The organism is Streptomyces sp. NPDC058663, assembly GCF_042716745.1.
Classification (GTDB): Bacteria; Actinomycetota; Actinomycetes; order Streptomycetales; family Streptomycetaceae; genus Streptomyces.
Window position 1 is genome coordinate 23,692 of the sequence record NZ_JBHXRV010000037.1, and the last position, 19,239, is coordinate 42,930.

Sequence of the window (19,239 nt, forward strand, 5' to 3'; positions counted from 1 at the left end):
GCGTACCGCGTGGCGTGGGTGGTGCCGGCGGCGCCGGGCCCGGGCCCGGGCGAGATGTTCCCGGGACGGTTCTTGGGCTGAGCGGCCCCCCCCCCCGCGTAAACGGCCCCCCGCCGGGGGGGGGGCCATTTTCCGCGTCCTGCTGCCCCCTTTTCTAGCGGGCGAGCAGGGGCTCGCCCGGCGGAGTGGACCCCGCGGGCAGCAGGGCCAGGTCCAGGCCGCGGACGAGACGGGCGCGGAGTACGTCGTCGGAGGCCAGGGCCCGGGCGACGCGGCGTACCGCTTCGGCGGGGACGGCGTCGGGATCCAGCACCAGGGCCAGTACCCCGTCCGCCTCCCCCGGGCCGAGGTGGGCACGGACCACGGCGGGCTCGGCGGCGACCAGCTCACGGACCGCCCGGACGACGGCCGGGTCGTCGATCGGCCGCGCACTGGTACGGCCCTCCGCGAGGGCGAGCAGCGCGGACCCGGTGAGCTGGTACGGGACCGGCCCCGCCAGGTCGAGCACCACGGTGTCGGCCTGCTCGTGCGCGGCGGCCTGGAGCGCCTGGTGCAGCGGTACGGCGACGGGGCGGGCGGCCGGGTCCCAGAGGGCGAGGGCCGCGAGCGAGGTGAAGGCGGGCAGCGCCTTGCGGTCGCCCGCGCGGAGGGTGGGGACGGCCATGTCGCTCGTCTTCTCCCGCTTCAGCCCGGTCTCCGGGTCGGTCTCGACCTCGCCGAGGACCGCGACGACGGGAACCAGCAGGCGGGCCCCGGGGAGGGCGTCGAGGACACGCTGCTCGGCGGCGCCGTCCGCGGGCCCCTTCGCCCAGGCGGCGAGAGCCTCGGCCAGGGCGGGGTCGGCGGTGCCGTCGTCGTCGGAGAAACCGGGGTCCGGAATGTTCTTGAGCACGGGTCGAGCGTATCCGCCCTCCGCACGCCGGTGCCTGCCCCCGTCCCGAAAGCGGACGGCGGCACGGGAGCCGGCCGCGCGGGGGCGTCGCGGCGTGCGGTCCGCACGCCCTGGCGGGCGGTGGTGCGCGAGGCGTCGCCGCGTGCGGTCCGCACGCCCTGGCGGGCGGTGGTGGTGCGCGGGGCGGTGGTGGGCGGGGCCCGCAGGCCTTGGCGGACCGGTGGTCGGCGTGGCGTCGCGGCGTGCGGCCCGCAGGCGCTGCCGGGCCGGTGAGCGGCGGGGCGTCGCGGCGTGCGGCCCGCAGGCCCTGGCGGGCCGGTCGGCGGGCTGTCGCCGCGAGCGGCCCGCACGTCCCGCCGGGCGGCCGTCGGCGGGGCTCTCGCCGGTCGGGGGCCGTCGGCGTGCCGTGCTCCCTGCTTCAGCGGGGTGCGGCCCGCGCGGGTCTGTCTACTGCGGGAAGGTGCCGCGATGTCCTCGGGGGCCGCGGCGCCACACCGTCCACGCCGCTCCCAGCACCAGTACTCCCGCCCCGCCCGCCGCCCACGCCCACACCTGCGGCCCTGCCGATGCCGGGGCGGGGCGGTCCGGGCCGGGGCCGAAGTACCTGCCCGGGTACCCCGCGGCGGAGGAGCGGACGGCCGTCTCCCGGCCTCCGGCCGCGATCGCCGCCGCCGGGTCCACCATCCCGTGCCCGCGGGCGTCGTCCCGGCCGCCCGCCGGTGCGTCCCTGGCCGTCCTGGCGAGCAGCCGTCTGACCTGGGCCGGCGACAGCTGCGGATGTGCCGCCCTGACCAGGGCCGCGGCCCCGGACACGAAGGCGGACGCCGCGCTCGTGCCCCAGCCCTCGTAGTAGCTGCGGTCGGGGTCGGCGATCACGACGTCGACGCCGGGCGCGGCCACGGTCGCGTACCAGCGCCGGGTGGAGAACGAGGCGTGGGTCCCCGCCTCGTTGACGGCGGTCACCGCGATGACGCCGGGGTAGGCCGCCGGGTACGAGATGTGGTCGCCCTTCTCGCCGCCGTTCCCCGCGGAGGCGACCACCACGGCTCCCTTTCCCAGCGCGTACTGGACCGCCGCGTCCTCCTCCGCCTCCGGGTGCGCGGACTCGCTGTCGTCGCCGAGCGAGAGGTTGATGACGTCGGCACCGTGGTCGACGGCCCAGCGGATGCCCTTGGCGAGGGCGTTGCCGCGCGAGGTGCGGGCCTTGTCGCGGTCCGGGTCGCCGCCTTCGAGGATGACCCGGATGGGCAGGATCCTGGCTTCGGGGGCGATGCCGAGGACGCCTTCGCCACGGCCTGGGCCGTGCCCGTGGCCCGCGATGATGGAGGCCATCGCCGTGCCGTGCCGGGCCCAGGAACGGTCGCCGCTCTTCGCGCCGAAGCCGACGAGGTCGTTGCCGGGCAGGACGTTGCCGACCAGGTCGGGGTGCTGGTCGTCGACGCCGGTGTCGAGGACGGCGACCGTGACGCCCGCGCCCTTGGTCGTCCGCCAGGCCTCCTGCGTGTGCAGCGCGGCGAGGCCCCACTGCTTGTCGCGGATGGTGTCGGCGTGCGCGGCGGACGCCGGCAGCACGGCGAGCAGCGCGGCAATGCCCGCGCAGAGCGCAACGGCCTTACGGCGAGGCTGGGTTGAGCCCGGCCGCCGGACCCGGGCCGCCGCAGGACCCGTGGGCGGGGCGGCAGTGGCAGCCGGCACACGGACAGCGGACGTGGCAGCAGACTGCGGGACTGACGCAGGCACCGCGGCCGGGGCAGCCGCGACAGCCGGGGCCGGGGCCTTCGCAGGGGTGGGTGCCGGTGGCCGGGCAGGGGTGCGGCGGCGGTTCATCGGGGCTGCTCCGTGGCTCGGCCGGCGTTTCTGCGCAGGCCTCGTTCGATGCGGTCGGCGATGCCCTTCGCCTCGTGGCCGAGGCCGGACTGGGCCGGTGCGGTGGTGGCTCCGTCGACCGTCGCGGCCCCGGCGGGCTGCGGGTCGGTGACCTTTCGTCCGTCGGCGAAGCCGGAGACCGCGTACACGACCACGGGAACGTCGTTCAGCACGCGCACCGTCCAGCTGGCCCGTTGCGCGTCGCCGAATCCGGCCGCGACGGTGCCCGGCACCGGGAACGTACGGGGTATCAGATCGCCGCGCTCGGCCAGCTTCTCGCGGACGAACCGGGCCCGCAGGGTGCGCGTGGCCGCCTCGTCGGCACGGGTGAAGACCATGCCGACGGTGGTGACGCTGCTGGTGGTGGCGTCGGTGTAGGTGGCGCGCAGCAGGCGTTCGCAGCCGACCGGGCCGAGGGCCTTGAGCAGGAGCGGGTCGAGCGCGTGCGTACAGGCGCCGTCCGGGGCGACGGCGACCCGCGTCCAGGCCCGGTCGGCGCCGCCGGGGCCCGCCCCGGTCCCCTTGAGGACGCGGGGGAAGAGGGTGTCGACCGGAGTGCTCCGCCAGGCCGTGCGGGCGTCCGTGAAGCCGTTGCCCGGGGCGGGCTCGCCGCGGTCCGCCAGCCAACTCCCGGCCGCCGCACCTCCGATGAGCCCCGCACCGAGCACGACGCACACCGCGACGGCCGCGAGCCGGGCCGGGCTGCGGGCGCCGACGGGCCGCAGCCGGGTGGTGGTCTCGGCGGGCGCGTCCGCCCCGTCGTGGGTCCAGTGCGGCGGCGGAGCGAAGGTGAGGGGCCTGGCGCCGTCGGTACGGGGCGTCAGGTCGACGGCCCCCACGGGACGATACCGGCCCGCTACGGCAGGCGGGAGCGGCCCGCCCCCGCCCGCGGCACCGGGCCGGGCGGGGGCTTCCCCGGGGGCCGGAGGAGCGGACTGGACCCTGCGGCCGTCATCGCGGGCCCGGTCCGGCGACTCCCTGCGGGCCGGAGGAGCAAGGGGGACGCCCAGATCGCGCGGTGCCGCAGGAGCAAGGGGGACGCCCAGATCGCGCGGTGCGGGGGGAGCAAGGGGGACGCTCGTGTCGCGCGGTGCCGGGGACTGGGCGCGCACCGAAGGAGCGGGTCGAACGCGGCCTGTGTCGACACCGCGCCGGACCGCCCCGTCCCCGTGCCCCGGAGAAGCAGACGGGGCCCTGCCGGCGTCAGCTCCGGGCCGGACCGGGGAATGCCCGGGGGCCGCAGGAGCGGGCTCCGTGCCTGTGCCGCCCGTCCGGGCCGGGGACTCTCCGCGTGCCGCAGGAGCGTGCTGGGCGCTCGTGCCGGGAGTATCGCGCCGTGCCGCCGTGGACTCACCGCGTGCGGTGGAGGGGCCCGGGGGGCGGTGGTCGTCGGTGCGCAGGGTGCCTCGGGGCTGTTCGCCGGTGGGGACCGGCGGGCGACGTGCGGAGTCGCTCGCGGCGGGTGGGAACGATGGCAGGGGCGGGACGGCGGGGCGGTGCGGTTCGGTGGTCATCCGGCCCCCAGGTCCGTCTCTTCTCGTGCTCCCGGCCACTGCCCCCAGCAGCCTCGCCGCCCGGGCTTCCGCCGGGGATTGGGTCACTCTACGGGCTGGTCGGGCCGCGGCGGGAACCGGATCGCGACGTGGGACGGATCTGACCGGATCGTCCCCCGCGTCCCCCCGAGTCCCTCCGGATTTCCGCGAGGAGCCGTCCTCGGGCCGGCCCACCGGGTGGTCCGGCGGGACGCTGGCGGGCGGGACGGCGACGGCCGGGACGGCGGCGGGAGGGACGGCGACGGGCGGGACGGCGAGTGGCCGACGGCCCTCCCGCGGGCCTCGGCGGCACCGTCCACCCGTCGGCCGGCCGATCGGCCCGGCAGGCCTACCAGGCGGTAGGCGACTCTGGCAAGCTGCGCCCATGACTCCTCGTGTGACTCCTCGCGCCGCTGCCCGTACGGCTCCCCGGGCCGCCGACCGTTCCCGTTACGACCGGGCGACCGCGCACCTCGAAGGACCGCTCGCCGTCGTCGACCTGGAAGCGTTCGACGAGAACGCGGCGGATCTCGTGCGGCGCGCGCAGGGCAAGCCGGTCCGGGTCGCGAGCAAGTCGGTGCGGTGCCGGGCGCTGCTGGAGCGGGTGCTGGAGCGGGACGGCTTCTCCGGCGTGATGTCGTACACCCTGGCCGAGTCGCTGTGGCTGGCCCGGTCCGGGTTCGAGGACGTACTGCTGGCCTATCCGTCGGCCGACCGGGCCGGTTACGCCGAGCTGGCGTCCGACCCGAAGCCGGCCGCGGCCATCACGGTGATGGTCGACGACCCTGCCCAGCTGGAGCTGATCGACCGGGCACGAGGCGGCGGACGGGAGGAGATCCGGGTCTGCCTGGAGCTCGACACCTCGCTCCAGCTGCTGGGCGGGCGGATACGGGTGGGGGCCCGGCGCTCCCCGCTGCGCGAGCCGGCCCAACTCGCCGAGCTGGCCCGGTCGATCGACCGCCGACCGGGGTTCCGGCTGGTCGGGATCATGGCGTACGAGGGTCATGTCGCGGGCGTCGGCGACATGGTCGAGGGCCGCCCTGTGCGCTCCCGGCTGGTGCGGGTGATGCAGGGCGCGGCCCGGCGGGAGCTGGCCGAGCGGCGGGCGGCCGTGGTGCGGGCGGTCAGGGCCGTCGTGCCCGGCCTGGAGTTCGTGAACGGGGGCGGGACCGGCAGCGTGGAGAGCACCGTCGCCGAGGACGCGGTGACGGAGGTGGCGGCCGGCTCCGGGCTGTACGTGCCGCGGCTGTTCGACCACTACCGGTCGTTCAGCGGGCGGCCCGCCGCGCTCTTCGCCATGCCCGTGGTCCGGCGTCCCGGGGTGGGGGTCGTGACGGTGCTCGGCGGCGGCTATCCCGCGTCCGGGGTGGCCGGCCCCGACCGCTCCCCGGTGCCGTACCTGCCCGAGGGGCTCAGGTACGACCCGCAGGAGGGGGCGGGCGAGGTGCAGACACCGCTGCTCGGCTCGGCGGCGGACGATCTGCTGATCGGCGACAAGGTGTGGTTCCGGCACGCCAAGGCGGGCGAACTGTGCGAGCGGTTCGCGCGGTTGCACCTGGTGGAGGGCGACCGGGTCACCGGCGACGTACCGACGTACCGCGGGGAGGGCCACACCTTCCTGTAGGCGGAGCCTGCGGATTGCGGTGCGCGGGGCAGGACTCCCGGCAGGCGAGGTCTGCTCCTGTCTGCCCTGTGGCCGAGCCCCTCAGCCCGTGTTGCGGATGCCCTCGGTGATCCTGTCCATGCCGTCCACCGGCGGCCCCGCCGGGCCCGCGTCGAACGCGAAGCGCACCAGGACGATCGACCCGGGGCCCTTGCTGCTGGGGAAGGCGAGGGACTGCACGTATCCCCCGGGGCCCTTGCCGGTGACGACCTTCCAGCGGACCAGGTAGCCCTGCTTGCCCGCCACCGTCACCGGTCCTGCCTTGACCTCCTGGTGCGAGGTGATGCCGCCGTACTTCTGCCGGTCCAGCGCGTCCTCGTGGTACGCCAGGTCCGCGTTGACCTTGATGTCGGCCTTGGCGGTGGCCTCGGCGGTCGGCTGGTTGGAGGGGCCGGTGCGGGAGGTGACCGTGCCGTGCCGGCAGAAGCCGCCGTCGGCGGGACAGTCGTAGGTGTCCTTGGTGGTCATCGTGGCCGCGTCGCGGTCACCGCCGTACTCCGGCTTCTCCCAGCCGGGGAGGATCGGGAGCGTGATGCCGTTGAGCTGGTCGGCGAGGATGCCGGGGTCGCCCGTGGCGGCGGCGGGCGCGGACGGCTCGGCCGGGGTGCTCGGTGGCGCCGCCGGCGGGTTGGCCTGGGTGGGGACGGACGGGGCCGGCGGGGGCGCGTCGTCCTTGCCGAGGAAGACGACGCCCGTGACGATCGCCGCGACGAGGACCGCGCCGGCGGCGACGACCGCGATCAGCTTGCTGCCGCCGAGGCCACCGCCCGCGCCCGGGGGTGCGGGCGGTGGCGGCGGCGTGCCGTAGGACGGCTGCGCTGCCTGCGGGTACCCGTACCCCTGCGGCTGCACCGCGTGCGGGTAGCCGTATCCCTGCGGGGGCTGGGCGGGGCCGGGCTGCGGTACCGCGGGCTCCTGCCCACCGGGGGCGCGGGTGTGCGCGCTCCAGGCGCTGCCGTCCCACCAGCGCTCCTGGGCGGGAGCGCTGGGGTCCTGGTACCAGCCGGGCGGGGTCGTCATGCTCATGCCGCACACCCTAGACGGCGGACCTACAGCGGTGTGACGTAGGCGCCCGAGATGCCTCCGTCGACCAGAAAGTCCGTCGCGTTGACGAAGGAGGAGTCGTCGCTGGCGAGGAAGGCGACGGCTGCCGCGATCTCGGTGGCTTCGGCGAACCGGCCCAGCGGGATGTGCACGAGGCGACGGGCCGCCCGCTCCGGGTCGGACGCGAACAGCTCCTGGAGCAGGGGGGTGTTGACCGGCCCCGGGCACAGCGCGTTGACCCGGATGCCCTCGCGGGCGAACTGCACGCCCAGCTCGCGCGACATGGCGAGCACTCCGCCCTTGGACGCGGTGTACGAGATCTGCGAGGTGGCGGCACCCATGACCGCGACGAAGGAAGCGGTGTTGATGATGGAGCCGCGGCCCTGGCGCTGCATGTAGGGGAGGGCGGCCTTGCAGCAGAGGTAGACGGAGGTGAGGTTGACGTCCTGGACGCGCTTCCAGGCGTCCAGTCCGGTGGTGAGGATGGAGTCGTCGTCGGGCGGGCTGATGCCGGCGTTGTTGAAGGCGATGTCGACGCTGCCGTAGGTGTCGTACGCGGCCTTGAAGAGCGCTTCGACCTGTTCGGCGTCGGTGACGTCGACCTTGACGAAGGTGCCGCCGACGGCCTCGGCGGCGGCCTTCCCTGCGGTTTCGTCGATGTCTGCGCAGACGATGTGCGCACCCTCGGAGGCGAGGCGGCGGGCAGCGGCGAGGCCGATGCCGCTGCCGGCGCCGGTGATGACGGCGGTACGGCCGACCAGGCGGCGGCAGACGATCTCTTCAGTGGTCATGTGGTTCAGGCCTCCGTGCTGATGAAGACGTTCTTGGTCTCGGTGAAAGCGGTGAGGGCGTCGGGGCCGAGTTCCCGGCCGAGGCCCGACTGGCGGTAGCCGCCGAAGGGGGTCCAGTAACGGACGCTGGAGTGGGTGTTGACGGAGAGGTTTCCGGCCCGGACCGCCTGCGAGACGCGCAGGGCGCGGCCCACGTCGCGGGTCCAGATCGAGCCCGAGAGCCCGTACTCGGTGGCGTTCGCGAGACGGATCGCGTCCGCCTCGTCGTCGAAGGGCAGGACGACGGCGACGGGGCCGAAGATCTCCTCGACGGCGGCGGGCGCGTCGGGGGCCACACCGGTGAGGACGGTCGGCGGGAACCAGAAGCCCGGCCCGTCGGGGGCGCTGCCCCGGATACCGGGGGCGTCCTGGTCGACGTAACCACGGACCCTGTCCCGCTGGGACCGGGAGATCAGCGGGCCCATCTGGGTCTTCTCGTCCAACGGGTCTCCGACGACGACGGATTCGATCGCGGGGGCGAGGAGCGCGAGGAAGCGGTCGTGGACGCTGCGCTGGACCAGGATGCGGGTGCGGGCGCAGCAGTCCTGGCCGGAGTTGTCGAGGAAGGACATGGGGGTGGCGGCGACGGCGGCTTCGAGGTCGGCGTCGGCGAAGACGATGTTGGGGCTCTTGCCGCCGAGTTCGAGGGTGAGCCGCTTCACGCGGTCGGCGCACTTGGCCATGATCCGCTTGCCGACGCCGGTGGAGCCGGTGAAGACGATCTTCGCCACGTCGGGGTGCTCGACCAGGGCGTTGCCCGCGACCGGTCCCTCGCCGGGGACGACCTGGAAGAGGTGCTCGGGCAGGCCCGCTTCGAGTGCCAGCTCGGCCAGGCGCAGGGCGGTCAGGGGGGTGGCCTCGGCGGGCTTGAGGACGACGGCGTTGCCCGCGGCGAGGGCGGGGGCGGTGGCCCAGCCGGCGATCGGCATGGGGAAGTTCCAGGGGGCGATCACGCCGATGACGCCGAGGGGTTCGAGGATCGTGACGTCGAGGCCGCCGGGGGCCGGGATCTGGCGCCCGTTCAGGCGTTCGGCTCCCCCGGCCGCGTAGTCGAGGAGGTCGCGGACGTTGCCCGCCTCCCAGCGGGCGTTGCCGAGGGTGTGGCCGGCTTCGCGCACCTCCAGCAGGGCGAGTTCCTCCAGGTGTGCGTCGACGGTCGCGGCGAAGCGCCGCAGCAGCCGGGCCCGGTCGGCGGGGGCGGTGGCGGCCCAGCCGCGCTGTGCGGCCACGGCGCGCCGGACGGCCAGGTCGACGTCGGCGGCGGTCGCGGCGGGGACGGTGGCGACGACCTCTTCGGTCGCCGGGTTGAGAACCTTCAGCACGGTGACAGCTCTTCCTTACATGCGTTCGAAGGAGCGGCGGAGCTCCCAGTCGGTCACCGCGGCGTCGAACGCTTCGAGTTCGACCCGCGCCATGTTGCGGTAGTGCGCCACGACCTCGTCCCCGAAGGCACTGCGGGCGACGGGGCTTGCGGCCCACAGGTCGGCGGCCTCGCGCAGGGTGGTGGGGACGTGCTCGTAGTCGGCGGTGTACGCGTTCGCCGTGCAGGGCTCGGGAAGTCCGAGCTTCTGCTCGACGCCGTGCAGTCCCGCGGCGATCAGTCCGGCGACGGCGAGGTAGGGGTTGACGTCGCCGCCGGGGAGCCGGTTCTCGAAGCGCATCGAGGGGCCGTGGCCGACGACGCGCAGCGAACAGGTGCGGTTGTCGGGGCCCCAGGCGACGGCGGTCGGGGCGAAGGAGCCCGGCTGGAAGCGTTTGTAGGAGTTGATGTTGGGCGCGTAGAGGAGGGAGAAGTCGCGCAGCGCGGCGAGCTGTCCGGCGAGGAAGTGCCGCATCAGCTCGGACATGCCGTGGGGGTCGTCACCGGCCATGGCGCTGCGCCCGGAGGCGTCGCGCAGGCTGAGGTGTATGTGGCAGGAGTTGCCCTCGCGCTCGTTGTACTTGGCCATGAAGGTGAGCGAGACGCCTTCCTGGGCGGCGATCTCCTTGGCGCCGTTCTTGTAAATGGCGTGCTGGTCGCACGTGGTGAGGGCCTCGTCGTACTTGAAGGCGATCTCGTGCTGGCCGGGGTTGCACTCCCCCTTGGCGGACTCCACGGTCAGGCCGGCCGCGGCCATCTCGTTGCGGATGCGGCGCAGCAGGGGCTCGACGCGTCCGGTGCCGAGGATGGAGTAGTCGACGTTGTACTGGTTGACCGGTTCCAGGTGGCGGTAACCGGAGTCCCAGGCCTGTTCGTAGGTGTCCTTGAAGACGATGAATTCGAGCTCGGTGCCGACGTGGGCGGTGAGGCCGAGCTCTGCCAGTCGCTCCAGCTGGCGGCGGAGGATCTGGCGGGGAGCGGCGACCACCGGGGTGCCGTCGTGCCACAGCAGGTCGGCCATCAGCAGGGCGGTGCCCTCGTTCCAGGGGACGCGGCGCAGGGTGGCGAGGTCGGGGCGCATGGCGAAGTCGCCGTAACCGCTGTCCCAGGAGGACATGGCGTAGCCGTCGACGGTGTTGAGGTCGACGTCGACGGCGAGGAGGTAGTTGCAGCCCTCCGCGCCGTTCTCCAGGACGTCGTCGAGGAAGAAGGGGGCGGCGAACCGTTTGCCGGTCAGGCGGCCCTGCATGTCGGGGAAGGCCAGGACGACGGTGTCGATCTCACCGCTCGCGACCAGGGCGCGCAGCTCTTCGAGCGGGAGCGGGGGTGTGCGGTCTGCCACGGGAAAGTCCTCCTGGGTCGGCCGGGAGCCATAAGGTATGCATGAAGACCATTGGTTGGGAAGGGGGTTCGGTGACATGTCGGACGATGTTCGGGGCGTACGGGGGGATCGGGGCGCGCAGGGCGGCGCGGCGGCCGACCGGCTGACGCCGATACTGCGACCCGTGCGGGCGGGGAACGGCTTCGAGGAAGCGCTGGAGCAGGTGTTGCAGGTGCTGCGGCTGGGCCTGGTGCCCGCGGGTGAGCGGCTGCCCGCCGAACGGGACCTGGCGGAGCGGCTGCGGATCAGCAGGGTGACGCTGCGCGAGGTGCTGAAGGTGCTGCAGGACCAGGGCCTGGTGGAGAGCAGGCGGGGGCGGTACGGGGGCACGTTCGTGTGCCGTCGCGCCGAGGAGCCGGGCGCGGCCGAACTGCGGCGCAGGGTCGGGTCGCTGGACGTCGAGGACGCGCTGCGGTTCCGGGAGGTGCTGGAGGTGGGTGCGGCCGGGCTCTGCGCCGGGCAGGGGCTGGCGGGTGCGGAGGCGGACCGGCTGCGGGACGCGCTGGCCGCGACGCACGACGCGCCGCTGGCCGACTACCGGCGGCTGGACACGCTGCTGCACCTGACGCTCGCCGGGCTGGCGGGCTCGCCCAGGCTGGCCGCGCAGTACGCCGCGGTGCGGGCCGAGGTGAACGAGCTCCTGGACTGCATACCCCTGCTGGTACGGAACCTGGAGCACTCCCAGCGCCAGCACACCGCGCTGGTGGAGGCGGTACTGGAGGGGGACGCGGAGGGGGCGCGCGAGGTGATGCGCGAGCACTGCTCGGGAACGGCGGCCCTGTTGCGCGGGTTTCTGGCATGAGCGGCAGCGTGGCGTGGGGCGGGGCTCTGGTGCGGGGCGGGGCTCCGGCAGGGGGGCGGCGCCCTGGCGCGGGGTGGGGCCCCGGCGTGAGCGGGGCCCGGCGCGGGGCAGGGCCCCGGCGTGAGCGGGGCTCCGGCATGGGGCGCCACCCGCGCGCGGGGTGGGGGCCCGGCGTGACCGGGCCCCTGCGCGGGGCGGCGTAACTCGCCCGTAATGCCAAGGGGGTTGCGCGCGTGCCGTTCCGGCCGCAATGGTGTGGACCCACACCATTGCCAGGCGACGGCGGGAGCGGCCCATGGCCACGGAAAAGCCCAGAAGTCCAGCGGAACCGGCGTCCGCGGAGGGCGCCGACTACCTCAAGCGGCGCGCCCTGCGCCGGGGCAGCGCCGGCTGGCTGCTGCTCACCGGGCTCGGCGTCGCCTACGTCGTGTCCGGGGACTACTCCGGCTGGAACGTGGGACTCGCCAAGGGCGGATTCGGCGGCCTGGCCATCGCGACGCTGCTGATGGGCGTGATGTACGCCTGTCTGGTCTTCGCCCTCGCCGAACTGTCCGCCATCCTCCCCACGGCGGGCGGCGGCTACGGTTTCGCCCGGCGGGCGCTGGGTACCTGGGGCGGGTTCCTGACCGGCACCGCGATCCTGATCGAGTACATCCTCGCCCCGGCCGCGATCTCCATCTTCATCGGCGACTACGTCGAGTCGCTGAAGCTCTTCGGACTCGAATCCGGCTGGCCGGTCTACCTCGCCTGCTTCGTGATCTTCATTGGCATCCACCTCTGGGGCGTCGGCGAGGCACTGCGCTTCAGCCTGGTGGTGACCGCCGTCGCGGTGGCCGCGCTGCTGATCTTCGCGGTGGGCGCGTTCACCGAGTTCAGCGCGGACCGGCTCAACGACATACCCGTCGACACGAGCGCGCTGGGTGCCAACTCCTGGCTGCCGTTCGGGCTGATCGGGATCTGGTCGGCGTTCCCGTTCGGGATGTGGTTCTTCCTCGGCGTGGAGGGGGTGCCGCTGGCGGCGGAGGAGGCGAAGGACCCGGTGCGTTCGATGCCGCGCGCCCTGTCGATCTCGATGGGCGTCCTGGTGCTGCTCGCGATGCTGACCTTCTTCGCCGCGACCGGTGCCCGCGGCTCGGCCGCCCTGATGGACGCGGGCAACCCGCTGGTGGTCGCGCTCCAGGGCGACGGGCCCGCCACCGGGCTGAGCCGCTTCGTCAACTACGCGGGCCTCGCCGGCCTGGTCGCCTCGTTCTTCTCCCTCATCTACGCAGGATCGCGTCAGCTCTTCGCCCTGTCACGGGCCGGGTACCTGCCCCGCTTCCTGTCCCTCACCAGCAGCCGCAAGGCCCCCTACCTCGGGCTGCTGATTCCCGGCGCGATCGGCTTCGCGCTCGCCGCGTCCACCGGGAACGGCGCCAGGATGCTGAACATCGCGGTCTTCGGCGCCACCATCTCGTACGCTCTGATGGCGCTCTCGCACATCGTGCTGCGCCGCCGCGAGCCGGACCTGCACCGCCCGTACCGTACGCCCGGGGGTGTCGTCACCTCGGCGACGGCGTTCGTGCTGGCCCTGTTCGCACTGGTGGCGACGTTCCTGGTGGACAAGGACGCGGCGTTCACCGCGCTCGCCGTGTACGTCGTCGCCCTGGCCTACTTCGCGTTCTACTCCCGGCACCGGCTGGTGGCGTCCGCGCCCGAGGAGGAGTTCGCGGCACTGGCCGCGGCGGAGGCCGAACTCGAACGCAAGTAACGCTCCTGCCCACTCCGCTCCCCTCAACCCGCCCCCCCGCACCCCGCACCCCGCATCCGCGCAAAGGACCGGCCCGTGTCTTCCCAGCCCTTCATCGGCATCAGCACCTACTTCGAAGCGTCCGTGAAGTGGGGGGTGTGGGAGCTGCCCGCCGCGCTCCTCCCGGCGGGCTACCCACGGCTGGTTCAGGCGTCGGGCGGCAGCGCGGTGATGCTGCCGCCCGACGACCCGGCGCACGCGGCACAGGTCGTGTCCCGCCTGGACGGCCTGGTGATCGCGGGCGGGCCCGACGTCGACCCGCGGTGGTACGGGGCCGCGCGCGATCCGCGTTCGGGGCCGCCCGCCCCGGAGCGGGACGCCTGGGAGCTCGCCCTGATCAGGGCGGCACTGGAGGCGGGCACCCCCCTGCTGGGCATCTGCCGGGGCATGCAGCTGCTGAACGTGGCGCTCGGCGGCACCCTCGTCCAGCACCTCGAAGGACACATGGACACCGTCGGTGCCTTCGGGCAGCACCCGGTCACCACCGTGCCGGGCACCCGGTGCGCGGCGGTGCTGCCCGGCGGCAGCGACGTACCCGCGTACCACCACCAGGCCGTCGACCGGCTCGGTGAAGGACTGGTGGCGTCGGCGCACGCCGCGGACGGCACCGTGGAAGCGGTCGAACTCCCGCAGCCCGCCTGGGCGCTGGGGGTTCAGTGGCACCCGGAGATGGGCACCGACCTCCGGCTGACCCGGGCACTGGTGGCCGCCGCCGTCGAGGCCCCCGCGCTCACGCGCTCCTGACTTTCCGAGGTACGGGTCCTCGGAGTCCTTGCCGGCCCCGGGCAGCGGACCGCCGCGGGCACCGCCGGAGCAGCCGGCCGACCCGTGTTCCTCGCCACGCCACCCGTCCGGCCGCGCCACCGCTCCGAATCCCCGGCAGGAGCTCACAGTGGAGAGGTCCGGGGAACGAAGGCGAGGAGGCGGTGGCGTGCGGTGTCTGGTGACCGGGGCGAGTGGATACATCGGCGGGCGGCTGGTACCGGAACTGCTGGCCGCCGGGCATCAGGTCAGATGCCTGGCCCGCACACCGTCCAAACTGCGGGACTTTCCCTGGGCGGGCGACGTGGAGATCGTCCGGGGCGACGTGACCGACCCGGAGTCGACCGGGAAGGCCATGGCGGGCATGGAGGTGGCGTACTACCTGGTGCACGCGCTCGGCACCGGCAAGGGCTTCGAGCGGACCGACCGCGAGGCGGCGCGCACCTTCGGTGAGCAGGCGCGGCGGGCGGGGGCCGGCCGCCTGGTCTATCTGGGCGGGCTCACCCCCGCCGGGGTTCCCGAGAGGGAACTGTCGCCGCACCTGCGGTCGCGCGCCGAGGTCGGCAGGATCCTGCGGGACTCCGGGGTGCCGACGGCGGAACTGCGTGCGGCGGTGATCATCGGGTCGGGTTCGGCGTCCTTCGAGATGCTGCGGTACCTGACCGAGCGGCTGCCGCTGATGGTGACGCCCAGCTGGGTGCGCACCCGGATCCAGCCGGTGGCGGTGCGCGACGTACTGCGACTGCTGGCCGGCTGCACCGGGCTGCCCGAGGGGCTGAACCGGACGTTCGACGTGGGCGGTCCCGACATCCTCACCTACCGCGACATGATGCAGCGCTACGCGCGCGTGGCCGGGCTCCCCCGGCGGCTGATCCTGCCCGTGCCGGTGCTCACACCCGCCCTGTCCAGCCACTGGGTGGGGATCGTGACCCCGGTGCCCGCCTCGATCGCCCGCCCGCTGGCGGAGTCGCTGCGGCACGAGGTGGTGTGCACGGAGCACGACATCGAGAAGTACGTACCGGGGCCCGAGGGAGGGCCTGTCGGCTTCGAGCGGGCGGTGGAGCTGGCGCTGCGCCGGGTCCAGGACGCGGATGTCGCCACCCGCTGGTCGTCCGCCTCGGTGGCCGGCGCGCCGAGCGATCCGCTGCCGACCGACCCGGACTGGGCGGGCGGCAGCCTCTACACCGACGACCGGCAAGCGGTGGTCCAGGCGTCGCCCGAGCGACTGTGGCGGGTGATCGAGGGCATCGGCGGGGACAACGGCTGGTACTCGTTCCCGCTGGCCTGGGCGGTCCGGGGCTGGCTGGACCGGCTGGCGGGCGGGGTGGGGCTGCGGCGCGGGCGGCGGGACAAGGCGCGGCTGCGGGTCGGCGAGTCGCTCGACTTCTGGCGGGTCGAGGAGATCGAGCCCGGCCGGCTGCTGCGCCTGCGGGCTGAGATGCGGGTACCGGGCCTGGCCTGGCTGGAGCTGCGGGTGGAGCGGGACGAGCAGGGGCGCACGGTCTACCGGCAGCGGGCGGTGTTCCATCCGCACGGGCTTGCCGGGCAGGCGTACTGGTGGAGCGTGGCACCGTTCCACGGCGTGGTGTTCGGCGGGATGGTGCGCAACATCGCGGCGGCCGCGGCCGCCTGACGCACCACCGGGAACGTGTGGCTTCCGGTGGTACGTCTCGTGCGGCCGCGGCCCTTGAATGTTCCGCGGGGGCGGGTGGGTTCCCCGGCACGTCGGGTGCTCGCCCGGCCGGAGGTCACCCGAGGGCCATTCAGAGCTTTCCGTCGGCCAGCAGCCTGGTCAGCGGGCCCCGGCTCGCCTGCTCGACCTTGCGGCCCGCCGCGAAGGACACCGCACCCAGCGCCACGACACCGGCGCCCGCCCCGGCGACGATCGCCTTGCGGTTGCTGATCACGGTCCAGGCGGTGGTGGCCGTCGAGACGACCTTCCCGGAGGCGGACCCCAGGGCCTGCTTGCCCGCGTTCACGCCCTTGAGTCCGGTGGCGGCCGCGGTCTGGGCGGCACCACTGGCGCTGCGGGCGACGGAGCCGGCCTTCCCGGTGGTCTCCTTGGCCTTGTCGGCCGCCCCCTTGGCCGGGGCGGCGGCGCTGCTCGCGGTCTTCTTGGCACCGGAGGCGGTGGTCTTCGCGGTGGACTTCGCGTCGTCGGCGGTGGACTTCGCGTCGGTAGCAGTGGACTTGCTGTCGGCAGCGGTGGACTTGGTGTTCTGATTCTGTGTGGTCATGGCCCACGGGTAACCGCTGGGCCGCATACCAAACAACTCCACTCGAACACCCGTCCCCACGCTCCCGGTTGCGGGCCGGCCCCGTCAGCCCCGCCTCGTCAGTGCCAGCAGGTCACGCCCCGGCCCGGCCGGCCCCGGGCCCACCCGCCACACCGCCCTCAGTTCCCTCCGCAGCCGCACCCCCTGGACCGGCACCCGTACCAGCCGTCCCGCCGCGAGTTCCTCCCGTACCGCCAGTTCGCTCAGCACGCTCGGGCCCGCGGCACCCACCGCGGCCGCCTTCACCGCCGTCGTGGAGGAGAACTCCAGCAACGGGGCGCTCAGTCCGCCGTACTCCGCCAGTGCCGCGTCGAGCACCTGGCGGGTACCCGAGCCCTGCTCCCGCAGGAGCAGCGCCGCCGACGCCAACTCGGAAGCCTCCAGGGGGCGTTGACGGCGCGCCCAGGCGTGGGCGGGTGCCGTCACCACCACCAGCCTGTCGTGCCCGATCACCACTTCGTCCAGGCCGTCGGGCACCGCGAGGCCCTCCACGAAGCCCAGGTCGGCAGAGCCGTCCAGCACCTGGCGGGCGACCGCCGCCGAGTTGCCCGCGACCAGCGAGACCGCTGTCCCCGGCCGCGCGGCCTGCAGGGCCACCAGCCAGCCCGGCAGCAAGTACTCCGCGATCGTCATGCTCGCCGCCACCCGCAGCCGCGAGTCCCGCTGCCCGCGCAGCGCCCGCACTCCCGCGTCGAAGGCCTCGGCGGCCTCCACGATCCGCCGCGCCCAGTCCGTGACCAGTGCTCCCGCCTCGGTCAGCCGCGATCCGCGCGGCGACCGCTCCACCAGCGTCACCCCCAGCTGCCGTTCCATCGACCGGATCCGCCCGCTCGCGGCGGGCTGCGATATGCCGACCTCCCTGGCGGCCCGCCCCAGACTCCCCAGCCGGGCCACCGCGAGCAGCAGCTCCATGGCCGCCAGATCGGGCACCCGGTGCGACAGCAGCCCCGGCGGCGGCAGGGAGGGGCCGAGGAGTTCGGAAGGGGCGGGCGGGTCGGCGGCGGACGTCACACAGTGGCCGGAGGGGGCAGCCGGGTCGGCGGCGGACGTCGCACCGGGGCCGGAGGGGGCATCAGGACCGGAAGGAGCGACGGGGGCATCAGGACCGGAAGCGGCGGCGGGGCTCATAAGTCCAGCTTATGTCCCCATAGGGCAGTACTCCCTGGTGGGAGCCCTGCCGCCGCCGCAAGCTGGCTCCATGGTCACCCTCGCTCCACCCCTCCCCCGCACCGCCCGGGCAGCCGTACCCTCGCTGCGCCACCTCGGCCCCAACTGGTACGCGACCGTCATGGGCACCGCGATCCTGGCCACCGCGGGCCATGCACTCCCGTACCACTCCCCCGTGCTGCGGACCGCCCTGATCGGCGCCTGGGCGCTGGCCGCCGCCGCTCTGCTGGTACTGCTGCTCGCCCGGGCCGCGCACTGGCGCCACCACCCCGACCAGGCCAGGGCCCACCTCCTGGACCCGGCGGTGGCGCCGTTCTACGGGTGCCTGGCCATGGCCGTACTGGCCGTCGGCGGTGCCACCACGGCCGTCGGAGCGGACGTGATCGGCGCCGGGGCGGCCCTGATGGCCGCCGCCGTGCTCTGGAGCGCCGGCACCGTGCTCGCCCTGCTGGCCGCCGCCGGGATCCCCTACCTGATGGTCGTCCGGCACCGGATGGAGGGCGCGCACAGCGCCTCGCCGGTCTGGCTGCTGCCGGTGGTGGCGCCGATGGTCTCGGCCGCGCTGGGCCCCCAGCTGATACCCCACCTGCCCGCGGGTCAGGCCCGCGCGGCAATGCTGCTGGGCTGCTACGCGCTCTTCGGTCTGAGCCTGCTGGCCACGCTGCTGCTGCTCCCGCTGGTGCTGACCCGGCTTCTGGTGCACGGCCCGCTGCCCCTGGCGCTGACGCCGGCACTGTTCCTGGTGCTGGGCCCGCTGGGGCAGTCCACCACCGCCGTCAACCAGCTCGCCGACGTCGCACCCGGTGCGACAGGCGCGGTGTACGCCCAGGGCTTCCAGGCCTTCGCGGTGGTCTACGGGGTGCCTGTGCTGGGCTTCGCGCTGCTGTGGCTGGCGCTGGCGGCCGCCATGGTCGTGCGGGCGGCGCGGGCCGGGATGCCGTTCGCGATGACCTGGTGGGGGTTCACCTTTCCGGTGGGCACCTGTGTGACGGCCGCGGCGGGGCTGGCCGGGCACACCGGTCTCGACGCGCTGAACTGGCTGGCGGCCGCGCTGTTCCTGCTGCTGGCCACCGCCTGGGCGGTGACCGCCTTCCGGACGGTACGGGGCCTGCTCAGCGGTGTGCTGCTCGCAGCGCCGCGTCCAGTGCGGTAGCGGCGTGGGCGAGAGAGGGCCCGTACCAGGTGAGCAGCCGCCCGTCGACGAGAGCGGCGGGCATGCCGGGGAAGGCTTCGGGGCCGTCGTCGGGGGTGAAGCGGTAGGGCTCGTCGGGGAGGACAACCAGCTCGGCGCCGCAGGAGCGGAGGGCGCCGATGTCCACGCGCGGGTAGCGCTCCCGGTGGGACGCGTAGACGTTCTCCACGCCGAGGCGGCGCAGCAGGTCCCCGGCGAAGGTGTCCCTGCCGAGCACCATCCAGGGCTTGCGCCAGACGGGCACCACGGCCCGGCGCACGGTGGCGGGGCCGGGCAGGTCCGCCCAGGCCGCGCGGGCGGCCGCCAGCCAGGGCGGCCTCCGGTCCGCACCACAGGCGCGCAGGACCCGCTCCAGCTCGGAGAAGGCCTGTTCCAGCGTCCGCACCCGGGTGACCAGGACGTCGAGGCCCGCCTGCCGGAGGGCGGTCAGGTCCGGTTCCCGGTTCTCCTCCTCATTGGCGACGACGAGGTCGGGGCGCAGCGCGACGACGGCAGGGATGTCGGGGTTCTTGGTGCCCCGGACGCGGACGACACCGGCGCCGAGGTCCGCCGGGTGCGAGCACCAGTCGGTCGCGCCGACGAGCGCGCCGGGAACGCTCACCGCGACGGCCTCGGTCAGCGAGGGGACGAGGGAGACGACGCGCACCGCCCGGCCCCCTCCGCCCCGCACCGCCCGGCCGCCC

General features: G+C 74.6%; 16 protein-coding genes. 6 read left to right on the forward strand and 10 right to left on the reverse strand.

Annotated features, from left to right (window positions below):
* Positions 1-154: 154 nt before the first annotated feature.
* The 3 genes from ACFWVV_RS25540 to ACFWVV_RS25550 all read right to left on the reverse strand — a co-directional run bounded on the left by ACFWVV_RS25540 (position 155) and on the right by ACFWVV_RS25550 (position 3,597).
* On the reverse strand, positions 155-892 hold the full coding sequence (locus ACFWVV_RS25540; protein WP_384357581.1) for an SseB family protein: 738 nt from the start codon (positions 890-892) through the stop codon (positions 155-157).
* A 447-nt stretch (positions 893-1,339) separates the two neighbouring features.
* Complete coding sequence (mycP, locus tag ACFWVV_RS25545; protein WP_384357579.1) at positions 1,340-2,587, reverse strand: type VII secretion-associated serine protease mycosin; 1,248 nt, start codon at positions 2,585-2,587, stop codon at positions 1,340-1,342.
* 128 nt (positions 2,588-2,715) lie between these two features.
* On the reverse strand, positions 2,716-3,597 hold the full coding sequence (locus tag ACFWVV_RS25550) for a hypothetical protein (RefSeq protein WP_384357577.1): 882 nt from the start codon (positions 3,595-3,597) through the stop codon (positions 2,716-2,718).
* Positions 3,598-4,675: 1,078 nt separating this feature from the next.
* Between ACFWVV_RS25550 and ACFWVV_RS25555 the strand changes: the two genes are divergently transcribed.
* On the forward strand, positions 4,676-5,914 hold the full coding sequence (locus ACFWVV_RS25555; protein WP_384357575.1) for an amino acid deaminase/aldolase: 1,239 nt from the start codon (positions 4,676-4,678) through the stop codon (positions 5,912-5,914).
* A gap of 81 nt (positions 5,915-5,995) precedes the next feature.
* On the opposite strand, the gene ACFWVV_RS25560 is transcribed toward ACFWVV_RS25555, so the two are convergent.
* Genes ACFWVV_RS25560 through ACFWVV_RS25575 form a run of 4 tightly spaced genes read right to left on the reverse strand, consistent with a single transcriptional unit; the run spans position 5,996 to position 10,529 of the window.
* Positions 5,996-6,979, reverse strand: a complete 984-nt coding sequence (locus ACFWVV_RS25560) for a DUF2510 domain-containing protein (RefSeq protein WP_384357573.1) — start codon at positions 6,977-6,979, stop codon at positions 5,996-5,998.
* A 23-nt stretch (positions 6,980-7,002) separates the two neighbouring features.
* Positions 7,003-7,788, reverse strand: coding sequence for a 3-oxoacyl-ACP reductase (locus ACFWVV_RS25565; protein ID WP_384357571.1), 786 nt, complete (start codon positions 7,786-7,788; stop codon positions 7,003-7,005).
* 5 nt (positions 7,789-7,793) lie between these two features.
* Complete coding sequence (locus tag ACFWVV_RS25570) at positions 7,794-9,149, reverse strand: aldehyde dehydrogenase family protein (protein WP_384357569.1); 1,356 nt, start codon at positions 9,147-9,149, stop codon at positions 7,794-7,796.
* 15 nt (positions 9,150-9,164) lie between these two features.
* Positions 9,165-10,529 carry a glutamine synthetase family protein gene (locus ACFWVV_RS25575; protein ID WP_384357567.1) on the reverse strand — a complete coding sequence of 455 codons (1,365 nt, stop codon included), beginning with the start codon at positions 10,527-10,529 and terminating at the stop codon, positions 9,165-9,167.
* Positions 10,530-10,605: 76 nt separating this feature from the next.
* Between ACFWVV_RS25575 and ACFWVV_RS25580 the strand changes: the two genes are divergently transcribed.
* From ACFWVV_RS25580 to ACFWVV_RS25595, 4 genes are all read left to right on the forward strand, one after another.
* Positions 10,606-11,370: a FadR/GntR family transcriptional regulator gene (locus ACFWVV_RS25580; protein WP_384357565.1), complete on the forward strand. Its 765-nt coding sequence runs from the start codon at positions 10,606-10,608 to the stop codon at positions 11,368-11,370.
* Positions 11,371-11,665: 295 nt separating this feature from the next.
* The gene (gene eat / locus ACFWVV_RS25585; RefSeq protein ID WP_384357563.1) at positions 11,666-13,120 is read left to right on the forward strand and encodes an ethanolamine permease; all 1,455 of its coding nucleotides are present in this window, start codon (positions 11,666-11,668) and stop codon (positions 13,118-13,120) included.
* Between the two features lie 75 nt (positions 13,121-13,195).
* Complete coding sequence (locus ACFWVV_RS25590; RefSeq protein WP_384422812.1) at positions 13,196-13,903, forward strand: gamma-glutamyl-gamma-aminobutyrate hydrolase family protein; 708 nt, start codon at positions 13,196-13,198, stop codon at positions 13,901-13,903.
* Positions 13,904-14,051: 148 nt separating this feature from the next.
* Positions 14,052-15,554, forward strand: coding sequence for an SDR family oxidoreductase (locus ACFWVV_RS25595; RefSeq protein ID WP_384357559.1), 1,503 nt, complete (start codon positions 14,052-14,054; stop codon positions 15,552-15,554).
* A gap of 130 nt (positions 15,555-15,684) precedes the next feature.
* On the opposite strand, the gene ACFWVV_RS25600 is transcribed toward ACFWVV_RS25595, so the two are convergent.
* Together ACFWVV_RS25600 and ACFWVV_RS25605 are read right to left on the reverse strand one after the other, a co-directional pair.
* Positions 15,685-16,158 (reverse strand): hypothetical protein, encoded by a 474-nt coding sequence (locus ACFWVV_RS25600; protein ID WP_384357557.1) that lies wholly within the window; start codon positions 16,156-16,158, stop codon positions 15,685-15,687.
* An 84-nt stretch (positions 16,159-16,242) separates the two neighbouring features.
* Positions 16,243-17,109: a LysR family transcriptional regulator gene (locus ACFWVV_RS25605; protein ID WP_384357586.1), complete on the reverse strand. Its 867-nt coding sequence runs from the start codon at positions 17,107-17,109 to the stop codon at positions 16,243-16,245.
* A 286-nt stretch (positions 17,110-17,395) separates the two neighbouring features.
* On the opposite strand from ACFWVV_RS25605, the gene ACFWVV_RS25610 reads away from it, so the two are divergent.
* The gene (locus ACFWVV_RS25610) at positions 17,396-18,517 is read left to right on the forward strand and encodes a C4-dicarboxylate ABC transporter (protein WP_384357555.1); all 1,122 of its coding nucleotides are present in this window, start codon (positions 17,396-17,398) and stop codon (positions 18,515-18,517) included.
* Here ACFWVV_RS25610 and ACFWVV_RS25615 read toward each other — a convergent pair.
* Positions 18,477-19,202: a helical backbone metal receptor gene (locus tag ACFWVV_RS25615; RefSeq protein ID WP_384357553.1), complete on the reverse strand. Its 726-nt coding sequence runs from the start codon at positions 19,200-19,202 to the stop codon at positions 18,477-18,479. The genes ACFWVV_RS25610 and ACFWVV_RS25615 overlap by 41 nt on opposite strands.
* Positions 19,203-19,239: the final 37 nt, after the last annotated feature.

Coding starts and splice junctions, on each gene's coding strand:
- ACFWVV_RS25555 (WP_384357575.1), top strand. CDS start 4,676: ATGACTCCTCGTGTGACTCCTCGCGCCGCTGCCCGTACGGCTCCCCGG.
- ACFWVV_RS25560 (WP_384357573.1), bottom strand. CDS start 6,979: ATGAGCATGACGACCCCGCCCGGCTGGTACCAGGACCCCAGCGCTCCC.
- ACFWVV_RS25565 (WP_384357571.1), bottom strand. CDS start 7,788: ATGACCACTGAAGAGATCGTCTGCCGCCGCCTGGTCGGCCGTACCGCC.
- ACFWVV_RS25580 (WP_384357565.1), top strand. CDS start 10,606: ATGTCGGACGATGTTCGGGGCGTACGGGGGGATCGGGGCGCGCAGGGC.
- eat (WP_384357563.1), top strand. CDS start 11,666: ATGGCCACGGAAAAGCCCAGAAGTCCAGCGGAACCGGCGTCCGCGGAG.
- ACFWVV_RS25600 (WP_384357557.1), bottom strand. CDS start 16,158: ATGACCACACAGAATCAGAACACCAAGTCCACCGCTGCCGACAGCAAG.
- ACFWVV_RS25605 (WP_384357586.1), bottom strand. CDS start 17,109: ATGGAGCTGCTGCTCGCGGTGGCCCGGCTGGGGAGTCTGGGGCGGGCC.
- ACFWVV_RS25610 (WP_384357555.1), top strand. CDS start 17,396: ATGGTCACCCTCGCTCCACCCCTCCCCCGCACCGCCCGGGCAGCCGTA.